Consider the following 17770-nt stretch of genomic DNA (forward strand, 5'->3'; position numbering starts at 1 on the left):
TGCAGGTCTGGTGATGGCTCAATGTGCCAGTGAGATGCGCCGCTGCTGTTGCAAAGGTGGCGTGGGGCGAGCCCAAGAATCAGATTTAACACCTTTCTTGTAGGCCGTTTCCCAAAGAAACTCCCAACGCCTATTCTCCGTTGCGCGCGCCAAATGCGGGCTCTAGTCTCGGCATGTCGTTGAACTTCAATGACCGGGTTAGCCGCCCGAAATCGTCAGGCACCGCAGTCGTGCAATACCGAGTAATCGGCATTGGCGCCTTATGGCGGCTGTGCGTGGGGCACCTGCGGGTGCGCCGGGTGCCTGACGTCCCGGTCGGCTAACCCACGTACAGCTGCCACCATACTGTTTAGCCGCGGTTGGTGGTCGCTTCACTACGACAGGAGCCTTGAATGACCACCGAGGAATCGAAATACACAGACGGCAAAACCGGAGCCGCATATAACTGAAAGGTTTAGCAGGGGCTCTGTGGGAGCGGGCGCGCCCGCGAACACCGGCGCAGCCGGTGCCAGCCACAGCGTTGGATTCTTCGCGGGCACGCCCGCTCCCACAAAAGCCAGGTCGCGCTTGCGAAACGAGTTCCGGCCCCGGCCCGAGCCGAAGTTGCTTCAAGCCTGCTTGAGCAACAACGCTACCCCCGGGAAATACTGCCCCAGCTCGTTGTGCAACTTGCGGTATGCATACGGGAAGTACCAGGCGATGGCACAGGCGGTATGTTTCTGCAGATCGTCGACCAGGTCCTGCAGTTCCTCGGGGCTGGCATGCTGGCCAGCCTTCCACGGGCTGATGAACAGCGCCCCTGCTTTCAACTGGCTGGGGTAGGCCACCTGGCGCGCCAGGGCAGCGGTCTGCTGCAGGGCGTCGGCCATGTCCAGCCGAGCGATTCTTGGCCAGCGCTGGCTGACACTGAGGTACAGCGCTTCATCGGCACTGCTGATCGACAGGTCGCAGCGCCCTTCGTGTTCGCCTTCGTCGCGCTGCTTCTTGCCGGCAAACTGCTGCAGCGCCGCCAGTTCGGCCTGCCACGCCGCTGCGGCAAGCAGCCCGGTATTGGCGGCGGCGCCATGCCAGTAAGGTGCTTCGGCATCGCCGGCAAACTGGTTGAAGCGGTCGATACAGTCGCCCCAGCGCTCCAGCACCGGGGCGAGAAACTCCAGGCGCGGGTTGTTGATGATCTGGCCTCGCATGCTGCGCTCTCCTGTTATCGTTGTGATCGCGTTCAGCTGAAAGTGATGGCTATGTGATATCACTGTATTCAGTGTGGCACAACCAGGTGAATTGGCCATTACCCGGGCGGTGCCTGTTCGACTGCAAAGCGGCCCGCTTCGATTGACGCTCCCGGTGCAACCCTCTAACCTTCGCGCGTGTTTCAGGTGCCCTGCCAGCCCCGACTGGGCAGGGTGAAACTGGGAAGCCGGTGGGTGCCAGCATGGCGCGATTCCGGCGCTGCCCCCGCAACGGTAGGTGAGTCGCGGCCGCGCAGGGCCACTGGGTGCCAGCACCCGGGAAGGCGCGCAGGCCTGGGCCAAGGCCCGCTCACAAGCCCGGAGACCGGCCTGATACTGCCAACGGCATCACGGAGGGTGATGCGCGGTGCACCGTGGCGTACGGCCACGGCCCCTGCGCGTTCTCCGTCTGCCCGCCTTTTACCTGTCGCCGCGCGTTGCCGTGGTGCCAGCCAGCGGAGAACCCTGATGAGCGAATCCACCGAACGCGACGAACGCCACCTGGCGCGCATGCAGCGCAAGAAGGCGATCATCGACGAACGCATCGCCAATTCCCCCAACGAATGCGGCCTGCTGCTGGTGCTGACCGGCAATGGCAAAGGCAAGAGCAGCTCGGCCTTCGGTATGCTCGCGCGCGCACTGGGTCATGGCATGCAATGCGGTGTGGTGCAGTTCATCAAAGGCCGCAACAGCACCGGCGAAGAGCTGTTCTTCCGCCGCTTCCCCGAGCAGGTGCGCTACCACGTGATGGGCGAGGGCTTTACCTGGGAAACCCAGGATCGCCAGCGCGACATCGCCGCCGCCGAAGCGGCCTGGGCCGTGTCGCGCCAGTTGCTGCAAGACCCGAGCGTGCAGTTCGTGGTGCTCGATGAACTGAACATCGCCCTCAAGCACGGATACCTCGACCTTGACCAGGTGCTGTCCGACATCCAGGCCCGCCCGCCGATGCAGCATGTGATCGTCACTGGCCGTGCCGCGAAACCCGAGATGATCGAGCTGGCCGACACCGTGACCGAGATGGGCATGCTCAAGCACGCCTTCCAGGCCGGCATCCGTGCACAGAAGGGCGTGGAACTGTGAGCCAGCCGCGCCATTGCCCCGCCGTGCTGATCGCGGCACCGGCCTCTGGCCAGGGCAAGACCACCGTCACCGCCGCCCTGGCCCGCCTGCACCGCAACCTCGGGCGCAAGGTGCGGGTGTTCAAGTGCGGGCCCGACTTTCTCGACCCGATGATCCTCGAGCGAGCCAGCGGCGCGCCGGTGTACCAGCTCGACCTGTGGATGATCGGCGCCGAGGAAAGCCGCCGCCTGCTGTGGGAAGCCGCCGGCGAGGCCGACCTGATCCTGATCGAAGGGGTGATGGGGCTGTTCGACGGCACGCCGTCCAGCGCCGACCTGGCGCGCCACTTTGGCGTGCCGGTGCTGGCGGTGATCGACGGCACGGCCATGGCCCAGACCTTCGGCGCCCTGGCCCTGGGCCTGGCACGCTACCAGGCGGACCTGCCGTTTGCCGGTGTGTTAGCCAACCGGGTCGGCAGCCTGCGCCACGCGCAACTGCTGGAAGGTAGCCTGACCGAGGGCCTGCGCTGGTATGGCGGCTTGTCCCGCGAGCGCGGTATCGAGCTGCCCAGCCGCCACCTGGGGCTGGTCCAGGCCAGCGAGCTGAACGACCTGGACGCGCGCCTGGATGCCGCTGCCGAGGCGCTTGGCGCCAGTTGCGATGCTGCCTTGCCGCCGCCAGTTACCTTTGCCGAACCCGAGCCGCAAGCCAGTGCTGCCTCGTTGGCCGGTGTGCGCATTGGCGTGGCGCGGGACGAGGCCTTTGCCTTCACCTATGGCGCCAACCTCGACCTGCTGCGCAACCTTGGCGCAGAGCTGGAGTTCTTCTCGCCGCTGCATGACCGCGAACTGCCGGCAGTGGACAGCCTGTATCTGCCGGGTGGTTATCCCGAGCTGCACCACCACGCTCTCGCCGCCAACGCGCCGATGAGCGAGGCGATCCGTGCCCATCACGTCCAGGGCAAACCGTTGCTGGCCGAGTGCGGCGGCATGCTGTATCTGCTCGATGCCCTGACCGACGTGGCCGGCGAGCGTGCCGAGCTGCTCGGACTGCTGCCGGGCGAAGCGATCATGCAGAAGCGCCTGGCTGCCTTGGCTTTGCAGGCGGTGGAACTGCCTGAGGGCACCCTGCGCGGTCACACCTATCACCATTCGCTGACCAGTACCGCACTGGAGCCGATCGCACGTGGCCTGAGCCCCAATGGCGGGCGTGGCAACGAAGCGGTGTACCGCCTGGGTCGGCTGACGGCTTCCTACGTGCACTTCTACTTTCCCTCCAACCCGGATGCGGCGGCGGCGCTGTTGCGACCATGAGCGAACACGCCTACAGCGACGCCGAGCGCGCCGCGATCTACCGGGCTATCGGCGAGCGCCGTGACATGCGCCATTTCGCCGGTGGCGAGGTGGCCCCGGAACTGCTGGGCCGCCTGTTGGCTGCCGCGCACCAGGCGCCCAGCGTCGGGCTGATGCAGCCCTGGCGTTTCATCCGCATCACCCGGCGCGACCTGCGTGCGCGCATCCAGGCCTTGGTGGAAGCAGAGCGGGTGCGTACCGCCGAAGCGTTGGGCGAACGCTCCGACGCCTTCATGAAACTGAAGGTGGAGGGCATCAATGACTGCGCCGAGTTGCTGGTGGCCGCCCTGATGGACAATCGCGAGCCGCATATCTTCGGCCGCCGCACCCTGCCGGAAATGGACCTGGCCTCGCTGGCCTGCGCCATCCAGAACCTGTGGCTGGCAGCCCGTGGCGAAGGCCTGGGCATGGGCTGGGTGTCGCTGTTCGACCCGCAGGCGCTGGCGGCGCTGCTGGGCATGCCGGCCGGGGCCAAGCCGGTCGCGGTGCTGTGCCTGGGGCCGGTGACCGAGTTCTACCCGGCACCGATGCTGGTGCTGGAAAACTGGGCCGAGGAACGGCCCTTGAGTGAAATGCTCTTTGAGAACCAATGGGGAGAGCGCCAATGAGCGTGGCCTTGCTGACTGTGGCCGGGGTGGCCCTGGATGCCTTGCTGGGCGAACCGCAGCGGCGCCATCCGCTGGTAGCCTTCGGCAATATGGCCAGTAACCTCGAACGCCGCCTGAATGCCGGTGGGCGCGGCTGGCGCAGCCACGGGGTGAGCGCATGGTTCCTGGCCGTGGTGCCGCTTACCCTGGTGGCACTGATCCTCTCCTGGCTGCCGTACATCGGCTGGCTGGTCGACGTGCTGGCGCTGTACTGCGCCGTCGGGCTGCGCAGCCTGGGCGAACACGTGTTGCCGGTGGCCAGTGCCTTGCGCCAGGGTGACCTGCAAGAAGCGCGGCGCCGTGTGGGCTACCTGGTCAGCCGCGAAACCCGCGAACTGGACGAACCTGCGGTGGCCCGGGCGGCCACCGAGTCGGTGCTGGAGAATGGCAGCGATGCGGTATTCGCCGCGCTGTTCTGGTTCGTGGTCGCCGGCGCGCCGGGCGTGGTGCTGTACCGCCTGAGCAACACCCTGGACGCCATGTGGGGCTACCGCAACGAGCGCTTCGAACGCTTCGGCTGGTGTGCGGCGCGTGTCGATGATGTGCTCAACTATATTCCCGCCAGGCTGGTGGCGTTGACCTACGCGCTGCTGGGCAAGACCCGCCTGGCCCTGGCCTGCTGGCGCAAGCAGGGCCCGCTGTGGGACAGCCCCAATGCCGGGCCGGTGATGGCCGCCGGTGCTGGTGCGTTGGGGGTGGAACTCGGTGGCCCGGCGGTGTACCACGGTGAGCTGCATGAGCGGCCACGCCTGGGTGACGGGCCAATGGCCGACGCCGACGCCATCGAGCGCGGCTGGGGCCTGGTGCAGCGCGGCGTATGGCTGTGGCTGCTGGTGATCTGCCTGGGGGCCTATATCAATGCTTGAACACGGAGGCCGCCTGCTGCGGGCGGTACGGCAATACGGCATCGCCCGCGAGCAGTGGCTCGACCTGTCCAGCGGCATTGCGCCATGGCCTTTCCCGATTCCACCGATTCCCGTGGAGGCCTGGGCCCGCCTGCCGGAGACCGAGGACGGCCTGGAGGACGCCGCGCGTGCGTATTACGGCGCCCGCCAATTGCTGGCGGTGGCCGGTTCCCAGGCCGCGATCCAGGCCTTGCCGCTGTTGCGCGCAGCCGGCCGGGTAGGGGTGTTGACGCCATGCTATGCGGAGCACCCATACGCCTGGCAACGGGCGGGGCACCAGTTGCTGGAGCTGGACGAAGCGCAGGTCGAGGCGACGCTCGACAGCCTCGACGTACTGGTGCTGGTCAACCCCAACAACCCCACCGGCCGCCGGCTGCCGCGTGAACGCCTGCTGGATTGGCATGCGCGCCTGGCCGCCCGCGGTGGCTGGCTGCTGGTCGACGAAGCGTTCATGGACAACACCCCGGCGCAAAGCGTGGTCGATTGTGCCGAGCGCCCGGGGCTGATCGTGCTGCGCTCGTTCGGCAAGTTCTTCGGCCTGGCCGGCGTGCGCCTGGGGTTCGTTGCCGCCGAACGCAGCCTGCTGCTGCGCCTGGCCGAGTTGCTTGGGCCGTGGACCGTCAATGGCCCGACCCGGGTGCTGGCCCAGGCCAGCCTGGCCGACCACGCCGCCCAGCGTGTGCAGGTCGAACGCTGCGCTGCCGCCAGCCAGCGGCTGGCTATGCTGTTGCGCAGCGCCGGCCTGGCACCCAGCGGTGGTTGCGACCTGTTCCAGTACGTACGCAGCGAGCACGCTGCGCAACTGCATGACTTTCTTGCCTGCCGCGGCATCCTGGTGCGGCTGTTCGAGCAGCCGTCGGCGGTACGCCTTGGGCTGCCTGCCCATGCGGCGGACGAACAGCGCCTGGCCCAGGCCCTGGCGGCCTATCAGAAGGAAACGGCATGACCACCCTCATGGTGCAAGGCACCACCTCCGACGCCGGCAAGAGCACGCTGGTGACCGCACTGTGCCGTTGGCTGTTGCGCCAGGGCGTCGGCGTGGTGCCGTTCAAGCCACAGAACATGGCGCTGAACAGCGCGGTGACCGCCGACGGCGGTGAAATCGGCCGGGCCCAGGCGGTGCAGGCCCAGGCCTGCCGGCTGCAACCGCACACCGACATGAACCCGGTGCTGCTCAAGCCCAACAGCGACACTGGCGCCCAGGTGATCATCCATGGCCGTGCCGTCACCAGCATGAACGCGGTGGCCTATCACGACTACAAGGCTATCGCCATGCAGGCGGTGCTGGCTTCGCACCAGCGCCTGAGTGCTGCCTGGCCGGTGGTCATGGTCGAAGGCGCGGGGTCGCCGGCGGAGATCAACCTGCGTGCCGGTGACATTGCCAACATGGGCTTTGCCGAAGCGGTGGACTGCCCGGTGATCCTGGTTGCCGACATCAATCGTGGTGGTGTGTTCGCCCATCTGGTCGGCACCCTGGAACTGCTCTCGCCCAGTGAGCAGGCGCGGGTAAAGGGCTTTGTCATCAACCGCTTCCGCGGCGACATCGCCTTGCTGCAGCCGGGGCTGGACTGGCTGGAGCAGCGCACCGGCAAGCCGGTGCTGGGCGTGCTGCCGTATGTCACCGATCTGCATCTGGAAGCCGAAGACGGCATCGACGCACGCCAGGGGGCAAAGGCCGAGCGCGTGCTCAAGGTGATCGTCCCGGTGCTGCCGCGTATCAGCAACCACACCGACTTCGACCCACTGCGCCTGCACCCCCAGGTTGACCTGCAGTTCATCGGCCCGGGCCAGCCGATCCCGGCCGCCGACCTGATCATCCTGCCGGGTTCCAAGAGTGTGCGCGGCGACCTGGCGCAACTGCGTGAGCGCGGTTGGGACAAGGCCATCGACCGGCACCTGCGCTATGGCGGCAAGCTGATCGGGATCTGCGGTGGCCTGCAGATGCTGGGCCGCGAAGTGCATGACCCGCTTGGTCTCGAAGGGGCCGCCGGCTCCAGCCCGGGGCTTGGCCTGCTCGATTACGCCACGGTGCTCGAAGCTGAGAAACAACTGCGCAACGTTGCCGGCACGCTGAACCTGGAAGCAGTCCCGGTTGCCGGTTATGAAATTCATGCCGGCGTCACCACGGGGCCTGCCCTGGAGCAGCCAGCCGTGCAACTTGCCGATGGGCGTTGCGATGGTGCTGTCAGCGCTGATGGCCAGATACTTGCCACCTACCTGCACGGCCTGTTCGAAGGCAACCAGTCGTGCGCGGCGCTGCTGCGCTGGGCTGGGCTGGATGATGTGCAGGCCGTCGATTACCAGGCCCTGCGCGAACGCGATATCGAGCGCCTGGCCGACCTGGTGGAAAAGCACCTGGACACCGCGCGCCTGCGCCAGCTCTGTGGGGTGGCCTGACATGCTCAACCTGATCCTCGGTGGCGCCCGCTCGGGCAAGAGCCGCTTGGCCGAACAGCTGGCCAGCGCCAGTGGCCTGCCGGTGACCTATATCGCCACCAGCCAGCCGCTGGATGGTGAAATGAACGAACGCGTGCTGCTGCATCGCCAGCGTCGCCCCGATGACTGGGGGTTGATCGAAGAGCCCCTGGCCCTGGCCGCGGTACTGCGCGCCGAAGCGGCCGAAGGGCGCTGCCTGCTGGTGGATTGCCTGACCCTGTGGCTGACCAACCTGCTGATGCTCGAAGACGACCAGCGCCTGGCCGAGGAGCGTGATGCGCTGCTGGCCTGCCTGGAACAGTTGCCGGGCACGGTCATCCTGGTCAGTAACGAAACCGGCCTGGGCGTCGTGCCCATGGGCGAGCTGACCCGGCGCTATGTCGACCTGGCCGGCTGGCTGCACCAGGCCGTGGCCGAACGCTGTCAGCGCGTGGTGCTGACCGTGGCCGGCCTGCCCCTAATGCTCAAAGGACCTGCACTATGACCCAAGCCTGGTGGCGTGACGCCTGCCAATCCCTCGACAACGCCGCCATGGACCAGGCCCGCGCCCGTCAGCAGCAGCTGACCAAACCTGCCGGTTCGCTGGGCCAACTGGAAGGATTGGCCATTCAGCTGGCCGGCCTGCAGGGGTGTGAACGGCCGACCTTGGATCACGCCGCAATCAGCATTTTTGCCGGTGACCACGGTGTGGTCGAGGAAGGCATCTCGGCCTACCCGCAAGCGGTGACCGGGCAGATGCTGCGCAACTTCGTCGGCGGTGGCGCGGCAATCAGCGTGCTGGCGCGCCAGCTGCAGGCGAGTCTGGAAGTGGTCGACCTGGGCACCATCGACCCGCACCTGGAACTGCCTGGCGTGCGCCATCTGCGCCTGGGCGCCGGTACCGCCAACTTCGCCCGCCAGCCAGCAATGACCGAGAGCCAGCTGCAGGCCGCCCTGCAGGCTGGCCGCGATAGTGCCCTGCGCGCCGCCGAACAGGGCGCGCAGCTGTTCATCGGTGGCGAGATGGGTATTGGCAACACCACGGCTGCCGCTGCCCTGGCCAGCGTCTTGCTGGGTTGCCCGCCGGCTGAGTTGAGTGGCCCGGGTACCGGCCTGGACCACGCCGGGGTGCGGCACAAGGCCGAGGTCATCGAACGGGCGCTGAGCCTGCATGGCCTGAGCGCCAACGATCCATTGCAGGCACTGGGTTGTGTCGGTGGTTTCGAGATCGCGGCCCTGGCCGGTGCCTACATCGGCTGTGCGCAGGCGGGTATCGCGGTGCTGGTAGACGGCTTCATCTGCAGTGTCGCCGCGCTGCTGGCGGTGCGCCTCAACCCGCAGTGCCGGGCCTGGTTGCTGTTCGCCCACCAAGGCGCAGAACCCGGGCACAAAGCCTTGCTCGACGCGTTGCAGGCCGAGCCGTTGCTGGCCCTGGGCCTGCGTCTGGGCGAGGGCAGTGGGGCTGCCCTGGCAGTGCCGCTGTTGCGCCTGGCCTGTGCGCTGCACGGGCAGATGGCGACCTTCGCCGAGGCTGCGGTGGCGGACCGCCCGGCATGATCCTCGACCTGCTGCGCCATGGCGAAACGGAACAGGGCGGCCTGCGTGGCAGCCTTGATGATGCCTTGACCGACAAGGGCTGGGCGCAGATGCGTGGCGCCGTGGCCGAAGCCGGCCCGTGGGAGGTGCTGGTCAGTTCGCCGCTGCAGCGCTGTGCGCGTTTTGCCGAGGAACTGGGCGAGCGGCTGAACCTGCCGGTACAGCGCGAAGCGGCGTTGCAGGAGCTGCATTTTGGCGACTGGGAAGGCCGTAGTGCGGCGCAGATCATGGAAGACCAGGCGGACGCGCTGGGGCGCTTCTGGGCGGACCCTTACGCGTTTACACCGCCCAATGGCGAGCCGGTCGAGGCGTTCGCCGAGCGTGTGCTGGCGGCTGTCGAGCGCCTGAGCCATCAGCATGCTGGCAAGCGTGTGCTGCTGGTCACCCATGGCGGCGTGATGCGGTTGCTGCTGGCCCGTGCCCGTGGTTTGCCGAGGGCGCAGTTGCTGCAGGTCGAAGTCGGCCACGCTGCGCTGATGCGATTGGTGCCGGGTGACGACGGCCAGTTGGTCGAGGGACGCTGAAATGTTGCCGTTGTGGATTGCCTTGCAGTTTCTCAGCAGCCTGCCGGTGAGTCTGCCGGGCATGCCGGCGCCGCGCGAGGTGGGGCGCTCGCTGCTCTGCTACCCGCTGGTCGGGTTGCTGTTCGGCCTGTTGCTGTGGCTGGCCAGCCACCTGCTGGAGGGCACGCCGACACCGCTTCACGCGGCCCTGCTGCTGACGTTGTGGGTGTTGCTCAGTGGCGCCTTGCATCTGGATGGCCTGGCGGACAGCGCCGACGCTTGGCTGGGTGGTTTCGGTGACCGCGAACGCACCCTGCTGATCATGAAAGACCCGCGTAGCGGGCCGATTGCCGTGGTTACGCTGGTGCTGGTGCTGTTGTTGAAGTTCTGCGCGTTGTGGGTGCTGGTCGAGCAGGGCATTGGCGTGCAATTGCTACTGGCACCGTTGATCGGGCGGGCGGCGATGCTCGGATTGTTCCTGAGTACGCCTTATGTACGGCAGGGTGGTTTGGGGCAAGCGCTGGCCGAGCACCTGCCCCGGCATGCGGCCGGCTGGGTGCTGCTGGGCTGTGTGCTTTTTTGCCTGGTCCTGGGCGGGTGGGTCGTGGTACTGGCGTTGGCGGTGTTTGCCTGGTTGCGACAACTGATGTGCCGGCGCCTGGGCGGGACTACCGGCGATACCGCTGGTGCAATGCTCGAGTTGCTCGAACTGGCCGTGGTGCTGGGGTTGGCGTTGGGCCTCTGAGCCTTGCTCTGGACCCTGTAGGAGCGGCCTTGTGTCGCGAAAGGGCTGCAAAGCAGCCCCACGATTTCAGCGTTAATCCATAAATTGCCGGGGCTGCTTTGCAGCCCTTTCGCGACACAAGGCCGCTCCTACAAGTGACCGCGCAAGCAGGATGTTTCTGTAGGGTGTTTCTGAGCCAAACGTGTCGGTAAATTCCTGAAAAAACTCGGCAAGAACCGGCATCTTTTCACTGGCGTATGCTTGCCCCTCCCGCAAACTGTCGAGGAGTGTCGGCACCATGCGTCATGTCATTCTCGCTGCGTTTTTGTTGGCCATGGGGCCTGCTGCCATGGCCGCCGATCTCATGGTTTTCTGGAACAACCCCCGCCACGGTGGCAACAGCTTCAACCGGCTGCCGCCTGATCAAGCCTACTTCGACGCCTTGAGCGGTTATGGCGCGACCTGGGTGCGGCTGTCCTACGACAAATGGCAGCCGGCGGAACGCGACTTCCTCCTCGGCGATGCCGATGCCTACCAAGGCCTGCCTGCGGCCGACCTGGCCACGCTGCGAGCCACCCTCGACCGCGCCCATAAGGCCGGCCTCAAGGTGGTCATCGCACCGCTTTCGCTACCCGGCATGCGCTGGTCGCAGAACAACCAGGGTCAGTTCGACGACCGCCTCTGGCAGGACAAACGCTACTGGTTGCAGGCTGCGGCCTTCTGGCGGGATCTGGCCCGTGAGCTGAAAGGTCACCCGGCTATCGCCGCCTACAACCTGGTCAACGAGCCCGCCCCGGAGAAGCAAGGTGGCCTGGCCGAGCATGCCGACCCTGGGCAAATGCAGCAGTGGTATGCACGGCAGCAGGGCAATGCGCGTGATCTGCCGGCCCTGTATCGGCAGTTGATAGCGGCCATTCGCGAGGAGGACGCGGACACGCCGGTCATGCTCGATGCCGGCTGGTTCGCCGCCGCCGACGCCTTCGGTTACTGGCCGGCACCTCTGGAAGACCAGCGGGTGCTGTACAGCGTGCACATGTACGAGCCCTATCTGGTGACCAGTGCACCGAACATGACGCGCAAGCAACCCATCGCCTATCCCGGCCCGGCACCGTTCGCGGGGCAGACGCAGCAGTGGGATGGCCAGCGTGTGGCGCAATACCTGCGCCAGCCGCTGGACTGGGCCGCGGCCATGAACGTGCCCCGCTCTCGGTTGGTGGTGGGCGAGTTCGGCTGCATGCGCAGGCTGCCGGGCTGCCGGCAATACCTGGAAGACGTGCTCAGCGTGCTGGATCGCCACCGGTTGCACTGGGCCTTCTACAGCTTCCGTGAAGATAACTGGGACGGCATGGACTACGAACTGGGCTCGGCCAAGGTGCCGTGGCGCTATTGGCAGGCAATCGAGCAGGGCGCTCCAGACCCGCTGGTGCGCAAGGCTACAGTAGAGTTCGAGCCGATTCGCCGGCGCTTGAACCTGGTTAAGTAATTGGGGCCGCTTTGCGGCCCATCGCCGGCAAGCCAGCTCCCACAGAACAACACATAAGTCATTGATTTAGCAGGGCTCTGTGGGAGCGGGCGTGCCCGCGAAGCAGGCGACGTGGTGTATGGCACCGGCTTCGCCGGTGTTCGCGGGCACGCCCGCTCCCACAGAGTCCCATTAACGCTATCTGACAGGCATTAGGGCTGAGGGGCGTCGGTAATCGTGAAATCTCTTGCAACACACATGACGCGGGTATATACACGTATCCATGTTGACCAGTGAATGCATCTGCACCCATCTGCGTCGTGCCGCCCGTGGGGTGAGCCGGCATTACGACGAGGCCCTTGCCGGCTTCGGGGTCAATGTCGCCCAGTTTTCCCTGTTGCGTCATCTGCAGCGCCTCGATCGCCCCAGTATCACCACCCTGGCAGAGGCCATGGGCCTGGAGCGTAGTACCCTGGGCCGCAACCTGCGGGTGCTGGAGGCTGAAGGGCTGGTGGCCTTGGCTGATGGTGACGATCAGCGCAACCGCGTGGTGCTGCTGACCGAGGCCGGTACCCAACTGCTGCGCGCTGCCCATCCGGCCTGGGAACAGGCACAGGCCGAACTGGTGGAGCGGCTGGGGGCAGGGCAGCGGGATGAACTGGTGCGTTTGCTGAACCAGCTGGCTTGAATTGATACGACTATAAGCGGGTATATACCCGTAAAACCTTGCGATGTGCTGGAGATAACGACAATGACTTCGGTGTGGCGAACCAGCGGGTGGGTATTGGTGGGGGCAGCGCTGATCCTGGCGCTATCCCTGGGTGTACGGCACGGCTTCGGCCTGTTCCTGGCGCCGATGAGCGCGGACTTCGGCTGGGGGCGTGAGGTATTCGCCTTCGCCATTGCCTTGCAGAACCTGATCTGGGGGCTGGCGCAACCGTTCGCCGGCGCCCTGGCCGACCGCATGGGCGCGGCGCGGGTGGTGATCATTGGCGGTATTCTCTACGCTGCCGGGTTGGTGCTGATGGGCATGGCCGACTCGGCCTGGTCGTTGTCGCTGAGTGCCGGCTTGCTGATCGGTATCGGCCTGTCCGGCACCTCCTTCTCGGTCATCCTCGGCGTGGTCGGGCGTGCCGTGCCGGCGGAAAAGCGTAGCATGGCCATGGGCATTGCCAGCGCTGCCGGTTCTTTCGGCCAGTTCGCCATGTTGCCGGGCACCCTCGGCCTGATCCAGTGGCTGGGCTGGTCCGCAGCGTTGCTGGTACTGGGCCTGATGGTGGCGCTGATCGTGCCCTTCGTCGGCCTGCTGCGCGACCGGCCGCTGCCCACTCATGGTGCCGAACAAACCCTGGGCCAGGCCCTGCGCGAGGCGTGCTCGCACTCTGGCTTCTGGTTGCTGGCGCTGGGCTTTTTCGTTTGTGGTTTCCAGGTGGTGTTCATTGGTGTGCACCTGCCGGCCTACCTGGTCGACCAGCACCTGGCCGCGACCACCGGCACAACGGTGCTGGCGCTGGTAGGCCTGTTCAATATCGTCGGTACCTTCACCGCGGGCTGGCTGGGCGGGCGCATGTCCAAGCCGCGCCTGCTGACCGGGTTGTACCTGCTGCGTGCGGTAGTGATCGTGCTGTTCCTCTGGGCGCCGGTGACTGAAGTCAGCGCTTACCTGTTCGGCATCGCCATGGGCCTGCTGTGGTTGTCCACGGTGCCGTTGACCAACGGCACGGTGGCCACTGTGTTCGGCGTGCGCAACCTGTCGATGCTTGGCGGTATCGTCTTCCTGTTCCACCAGCTGGGCGCCTTCCTGGGCGGCTGGTTGGGCGGGGTGGTGTATGACCGCACTGGCAGCTACGACCTGGTCTGGCAGATTTCCATCCTGCTCAGTCTGCTGGCTGCCGCCCTCAACTGGCCCGTGCGCGAACGCCCGGTCGCCCGCCTGCAGGCCCAGGCCGCATGAGCCGCTACCTGGCTCGAGGGCTACTGGCCGTCGCCGCCCTGTTGCTGCTGGCGCTGGTGTGGTGGGGCTGGCACAAGGGCGGGATGGCGCTGATGCAGCTGGGCATGAGTGTTTGTTAGGCGCTACCCTGCAAGTTCAGGGATTGTCTTGCGGGAGAACGAGTCATGCGTGCACATTGGTTGATGGTGCCGGTGCTGGCCCTGTTTGCCGGCGCATCGAGCTGGGCTGCTGATTGCCCGGCGTTGTTGCAGGGTAGCCTGCCAGAGTTGCGGGGCAAGGGGCAGGTGGATCTGTGCCAGCGCTTTGCCGGCAAGCCGCTGGTGGTGGTCAACACGGCCAGTTACTGCGGTTTTGCGCCGCAGTTCGAGGGGCTTGAGGCGACATACAAGGAATATCACGAGCAAGGCCTGGAAATGCTTGGTGTGCCTTCCAATGACTTCAAGCAGGAGGACGCCGACAGCGAGAAGACAGCCAAGGTTTGTTATGCCAACTATGGCGTCACCTTTACCATGACCAAGACACAGGCGGTTCGGGGCGCGGATGCGATACCGCTGTTCGCGGAGCTGGCCAGCCAGAGCAGTGCGCCGAAGTGGAATTTCTACAAGTACGTGGTAGACCGCAAGGGCAAGGTGATTGGTAACTTTTCCAGCCTGACCAAGCCGGATGATCCAGCGTTCCGGGCAGCCATCGAAAAGGCCATTGCCTCCCAGCCATAACCTGGCTGCTCTTGCTCTTGCTCTTGCTCTTGCTCTTGCTCTTGCTCTTGCTCTTGCTCTTGCTCTTGCTCTTGCTCTTGCTCTTGCTTCGGCTTTTGCTTCTAAGCGCGCGATAGTTCAGGCGCCGCCGATTGCGACTTCAGGAGGCCGAGCGAAGGGACTGCGGAGGGAGGTGACGGGCATGGATGCCCGTCAAGCGCTGAGGCCCCATGGATGGGGCCTGCAGCGCGTACTCCCGGGAGCAGGCCCGTAGCGAGGGGACCCCGGAGCGCAGCGTAGGGGCCGGATGATAGGAGCCATGTACGGGTCACCCACATGGGTTACATAAAAGTTCACTCACATAGGTGACACCTTGAGCGTCACATAGCCCTCAATGGCATCACGCACATCGATCCTACCGAGGACGATTGGACCGAAAATAACATCCCAGAGCCCGTCTCCAACTTGCTCCAGCCCAATGGTCTGGTGCTTCAGTACGTAACCTACGTAGATCCTCAAACCTCGGCGGCTGACGATGCCGCAACCGTCAATTGGCAAGCTCTCGATATGGCTGGGATAAATCATTTCAGGCAGCTTTTCAGGGAATGGGCGCGGCGAAGGTTGATAACAGGACGCCGGCGTTCTTTGTTCCAAGGCTTCGTGCAACCGTTCGTAATTGTAATGCTGCCGAAACCGATCAAAGTGCCGTTGTTGAGCCTCCCATGCCATTGCCGGTGGCGATGGGAGCGTGCTCTTGAGTGTCCGATGCATGCGTTCATGCCGGCCATTCTGCTCAGGTCTGCCAGGTGCGATGCGCTCGGGAATGATGCCCAGACGCAGCCACCAGATCGACAGTTGGGAAAGACCTGCGCGTCCTTTGCTGGCGAACGGTACGCCGTTGTCGGTTCGGATACGCTCAGGCAGCCCATTTTCACGGAATACATCAGTGAATACCGCCTGCGTTTCCAAAAAGTTCGTGTTTGCCATGCTGTGGCAGGCAAGCAAGAAGCGACTGGCGTGATCCATGATCGTCAACGGATAGCACCAGACGCCGGCCCCTGTGAGGAACTGGCCCTTGTAGTCTGCACTGAACAGCTGATTGGGCGACTCCGCTTTTTCCAGTGGCTTGGGATAGATGGCCACACGCTGACGTAGACGCCGCGGCTTGATCAGTTCGGCCTTCTTGAGGATGTTGTAGATCGCGGTCTTTGAGGGTGGCGCCTGATCAGGAAAGCGCTCCTGCAACGCTGCCTGGATTTTTTTGGGCCCAGGCACCGTTTCCCCCTGACCGCGCAGTTCCACAATGGCCTCGCGGACCGCGACAGGTACAACCCAGTCCTGGGTCAACCGGCGTCGGCTGCGCTCCTCCAAGCCTGCCGGGCCCTCTTTCTCGTATCGCTCGACCCATTTGTAGCCGGTCTTTCGACTGATCTCGTAGGCCTCACACAGGGCGCTGAAGCTAGGCGGCCCCTGCAGGTAGTCCGCGATGAAAAGCATTTTCAGGTCCATAGGTGTTAGCTCTCGCCACGGCATGGTCAGATCCTCGAAAACCGACCTTGCCAGTTAAAGACTGTTACCTATGTGCGTGAACTGATTTGTAACCCATCTGGGTGAGTCATACCGCCAGCGTTTTTTGGTTACTTTTTGTCGCGTTTGACAAAAAGTGACCCGCCGTAAGGGCGGAAAGGTGAATAAGCGCCACCTTCGAAAATGAATGTTGACCTTGTTGTTGATGCCCACGCTTGAAAGCGAAGAGCGAAGAGCGAAGAGCGAAGAGCGAAGAGCGGAAAAGTACTGGTCTTGATCTCGCGCATAGTCCATTTACGATGGCGACGCATACTCACCTTTTCGCCCTTACGGCGAGTCACTTTTTGCCAAACGCGGCAAAAAGTAACCAAAAAACGCTGCGGGTATGACTCACCCAGATGGGTTACAAATCAGTTCACGCACATAGGTAACAGTCTTTAACTGGCAAGGTCGGTTTTCGAGGATCTGACCATGCCGTGGCGAGAGCTAACACCTATGGACCTGAAAATGCTTTTCATCGCGGACTACCTGCAGGGGCCGCCTAGCTTCAGCGCCCTGTGTGAGGCCTACGAGATCAGTCGAAAGACCGGCTACAAATGGGTCGAGCGATACGAGAAAGAGGGCCCGGCAGGCTTGGAGGAGCGCAGCCGACGCCGGTTGACCCAGGACTGGGTTGTACCTGTCGCGGTCCGCGAGGCCATTGTGGAACTGCGCGGTCAGGGGGAAACGGTGCCTGGGCCCAAAAAAATCCAGGCAGCGTTGCAGGAGCGCTTTCCTGATCAGGCGCCACCCTCAAAGACTGCGATCTACAACATCCTCAAGAAGGCCGAACTGATCAAGCCGCGGCGTCTACGTCAGCGTGTGGCCATCTATCCCAAGCCACTGGAAAAAGCGGAGTCGCCCAATCAGCTGTTCAGTGCAGACTACAAGGGCCAGTTCCTCACAGGGGCCGGCGTCTGGTGCTATCCGTTGACGATCATGGATCACGCCAGTCGCTTCTTGCTTGCCTGCCACAGCATGGCAAACACGAACTTTTTGGAAACGCAGGCGGTGTTCACTGATGTATTCCGTGAAAATGGGCTGCCTGAGCGTATCCGAACCGACAACGGCGTACCGTTCGCCAGCAAAGGACGCGCAGGTCTTTCCCAACTGTCGATCTGGTGGCTGCGTCTGGGCATCATTCCCGAGCGCATCGCACCTGGCAGACCTGAGCAGAATGGCCGGCATGAACGCATGCATCGGACACTCAAGAGCACGCTCCCATCGCCACCGGCAATGGCATGGGAGGCTCAACAACGGCACTTCGATCGGTTTCGGCAGCATTACAATTACGAACGGTTGCACGAAGCCTTGGAACAAAGAACGCCGGCGTCCTGTTATCAACCTTCGCCGCGCCCATTCCCTGAAAAGCTGCCTGAAATGATTTATCCCAGCCATATCGAGAGCTTGCCAATTGACGGTTGCGGCATCGTCAGCCGCCGAGGTTTGAGGATCTACGTAGGTTACGTACTGAAGCACCAGACCATTGGGCTGGAGCAAGTTGGAGACGGGCTCTGGGATGTTATTTTCGGTCCAATCGTCCTCGGTAGGATCGATGTGCGTGATGCCATTGAGGGCTATGTGACGCTCAAGGTGTCACCTATGTGAGTGAACTTTTATGTAACCCATGTGGGTGACCCGTACATGCGCTCCCATCATCCGGCCC

Annotated in this window: 18 protein-coding genes and 1 riboswitch; of the genes, 16 read left to right on the plus strand and 2 right to left on the minus strand. The window is 64.3% G+C overall.

Annotated elements, in window-relative coordinates; all coding sequences use genetic code 11:
• Positions 1-608: 608 nt before the first annotated feature.
• Complete coding sequence (locus C163_RS05970) at positions 609-1187, minus strand: hypothetical protein (protein WP_025338022.1); 579 nt, start codon at positions 1185-1187, stop codon at positions 609-611.
• 167 nt (positions 1188-1354) lie between these two features.
• Positions 1355-1575, plus strand: a riboswitch (cobalamin riboswitch).
• Positions 1576-1694: 119 nt separating this feature from the next.
• Between C163_RS05970 and cobO the strand changes: the two genes are divergently transcribed.
• The 15 genes from cobO to C163_RS06045 all read left to right on the plus strand — a co-directional run bounded on the left by cobO (position 1695) and on the right by C163_RS06045 (position 14559).
• Positions 1695-2306, plus strand: coding sequence for a cob(I)yrinic acid a,c-diamide adenosyltransferase (gene cobO / locus C163_RS05975; protein ID WP_013971375.1), 612 nt, complete (start codon positions 1695-1697; stop codon positions 2304-2306).
• Positions 2303-3598, plus strand: a complete 1296-nt coding sequence (locus C163_RS05980) for a cobyrinate a,c-diamide synthase (RefSeq protein ID WP_025338023.1) — start codon at positions 2303-2305, stop codon at positions 3596-3598. The genes cobO and C163_RS05980 overlap by 4 nt, the downstream gene beginning before the upstream one ends.
• Positions 3595-4245, plus strand: coding sequence for a 5,6-dimethylbenzimidazole synthase (gene bluB, locus C163_RS05985; protein WP_025338024.1), 651 nt, complete (start codon positions 3595-3597; stop codon positions 4243-4245). Before C163_RS05980 ends, bluB begins: the two co-directional genes overlap by 4 nt.
• Positions 4242-5150: an adenosylcobinamide-phosphate synthase CbiB gene (gene cbiB / locus C163_RS05990; protein WP_015269245.1), complete on the plus strand. Its 909-nt coding sequence runs from the start codon at positions 4242-4244 to the stop codon at positions 5148-5150. Before bluB ends, cbiB begins: the two co-directional genes overlap by 4 nt.
• Complete coding sequence (gene cobD, locus C163_RS05995; protein ID WP_025338025.1) at positions 5143-6135, plus strand: threonine-phosphate decarboxylase CobD; 993 nt, start codon at positions 5143-5145, stop codon at positions 6133-6135. Before cbiB ends, cobD begins: the two co-directional genes overlap by 8 nt.
• Complete coding sequence (locus tag C163_RS06000) at positions 6132-7586, plus strand: cobyric acid synthase (protein ID WP_025338026.1); 1455 nt, start codon at positions 6132-6134, stop codon at positions 7584-7586. The genes cobD and C163_RS06000 overlap by 4 nt, the downstream gene beginning before the upstream one ends.
• Position 7587: 1 nt before the next feature.
• Positions 7588-8109 carry a bifunctional adenosylcobinamide kinase/adenosylcobinamide-phosphate guanylyltransferase gene (gene cobU, locus C163_RS06005; protein WP_013971381.1) on the plus strand — a complete coding sequence of 174 codons (522 nt, stop codon included), beginning with the start codon at positions 7588-7590 and terminating at the stop codon, positions 8107-8109.
• Positions 8106-9161, plus strand: coding sequence for a nicotinate-nucleotide--dimethylbenzimidazole phosphoribosyltransferase (gene cobT / locus C163_RS06010; protein ID WP_025338027.1), 1056 nt, complete (start codon positions 8106-8108; stop codon positions 9159-9161). Before cobU ends, cobT begins: the two co-directional genes overlap by 4 nt.
• The gene (locus C163_RS06015; protein ID WP_025338028.1) at positions 9158-9724 is read left to right on the plus strand and encodes a histidine phosphatase family protein; all 567 of its coding nucleotides are present in this window, start codon (positions 9158-9160) and stop codon (positions 9722-9724) included. The genes cobT and C163_RS06015 overlap by 4 nt, the downstream gene beginning before the upstream one ends.
• A 1-nt stretch (position 9725) precedes the next feature.
• Positions 9726-10448 carry an adenosylcobinamide-GDP ribazoletransferase gene (locus tag C163_RS06020; RefSeq protein ID WP_025338029.1) on the plus strand — a complete coding sequence of 241 codons (723 nt, stop codon included), beginning with the start codon at positions 9726-9728 and terminating at the stop codon, positions 10446-10448.
• A 343-nt stretch (positions 10449-10791) separates the two neighbouring features.
• Positions 10792-11910 carry a glycoside hydrolase family 5 protein gene (locus C163_RS06030; protein ID WP_177325777.1) on the plus strand — a complete coding sequence of 373 codons (1119 nt, stop codon included), beginning with the start codon at positions 10792-10794 and terminating at the stop codon, positions 11908-11910.
• 262 nt (positions 11911-12172) lie between these two features.
• A complete protein-coding gene (locus C163_RS06035) occupies positions 12173-12577 on the plus strand; it encodes a MarR family winged helix-turn-helix transcriptional regulator (protein WP_025338032.1) in 405 nt (134 codons plus the stop codon).
• A gap of 63 nt (positions 12578-12640) precedes the next feature.
• The gene (locus tag C163_RS06040; protein WP_025338033.1) at positions 12641-13843 is read left to right on the plus strand and encodes an MFS transporter; all 1203 of its coding nucleotides are present in this window, start codon (positions 12641-12643) and stop codon (positions 13841-13843) included.
• On the plus strand, positions 13840-13962 hold the full coding sequence (locus tag C163_RS27450) for a hypothetical protein (RefSeq protein ID WP_256220389.1): 123 nt from the start codon (positions 13840-13842) through the stop codon (positions 13960-13962). Before C163_RS06040 ends, C163_RS27450 begins: the two co-directional genes overlap by 4 nt.
• A 45-nt stretch (positions 13963-14007) precedes the next feature.
• Positions 14008-14559 carry a glutathione peroxidase gene (locus tag C163_RS06045; protein WP_025338034.1) on the plus strand — a complete coding sequence of 184 codons (552 nt, stop codon included), beginning with the start codon at positions 14008-14010 and terminating at the stop codon, positions 14557-14559.
• A gap of 336 nt (positions 14560-14895) precedes the next feature.
• Here the strand turns inward: C163_RS06045 and C163_RS06050 are convergent, their stop codons facing one another.
• A complete protein-coding gene (locus C163_RS06050) occupies positions 14896-16071 on the minus strand; it encodes an integrase core domain-containing protein (RefSeq protein ID WP_025338036.1) in 1176 nt (391 codons plus the stop codon).
• 465 nt (positions 16072-16536) lie between these two features.
• On the opposite strand from C163_RS06050, the gene C163_RS06055 reads away from it, so the two are divergent.
• Positions 16537-17712 carry an integrase core domain-containing protein gene (locus C163_RS06055; RefSeq protein WP_025338036.1) on the plus strand — a complete coding sequence of 392 codons (1176 nt, stop codon included), beginning with the start codon at positions 16537-16539 and terminating at the stop codon, positions 17710-17712.
• The last annotated feature ends 58 nt before the right edge of the window (positions 17713-17770 follow it).

Source organism: Pseudomonas sp. FGI182 (assembly GCF_000511325.1).
Lineage (GTDB): Bacteria > Pseudomonadota > Gammaproteobacteria > Pseudomonadales > Pseudomonadaceae > Aquipseudomonas > Aquipseudomonas putida_Z.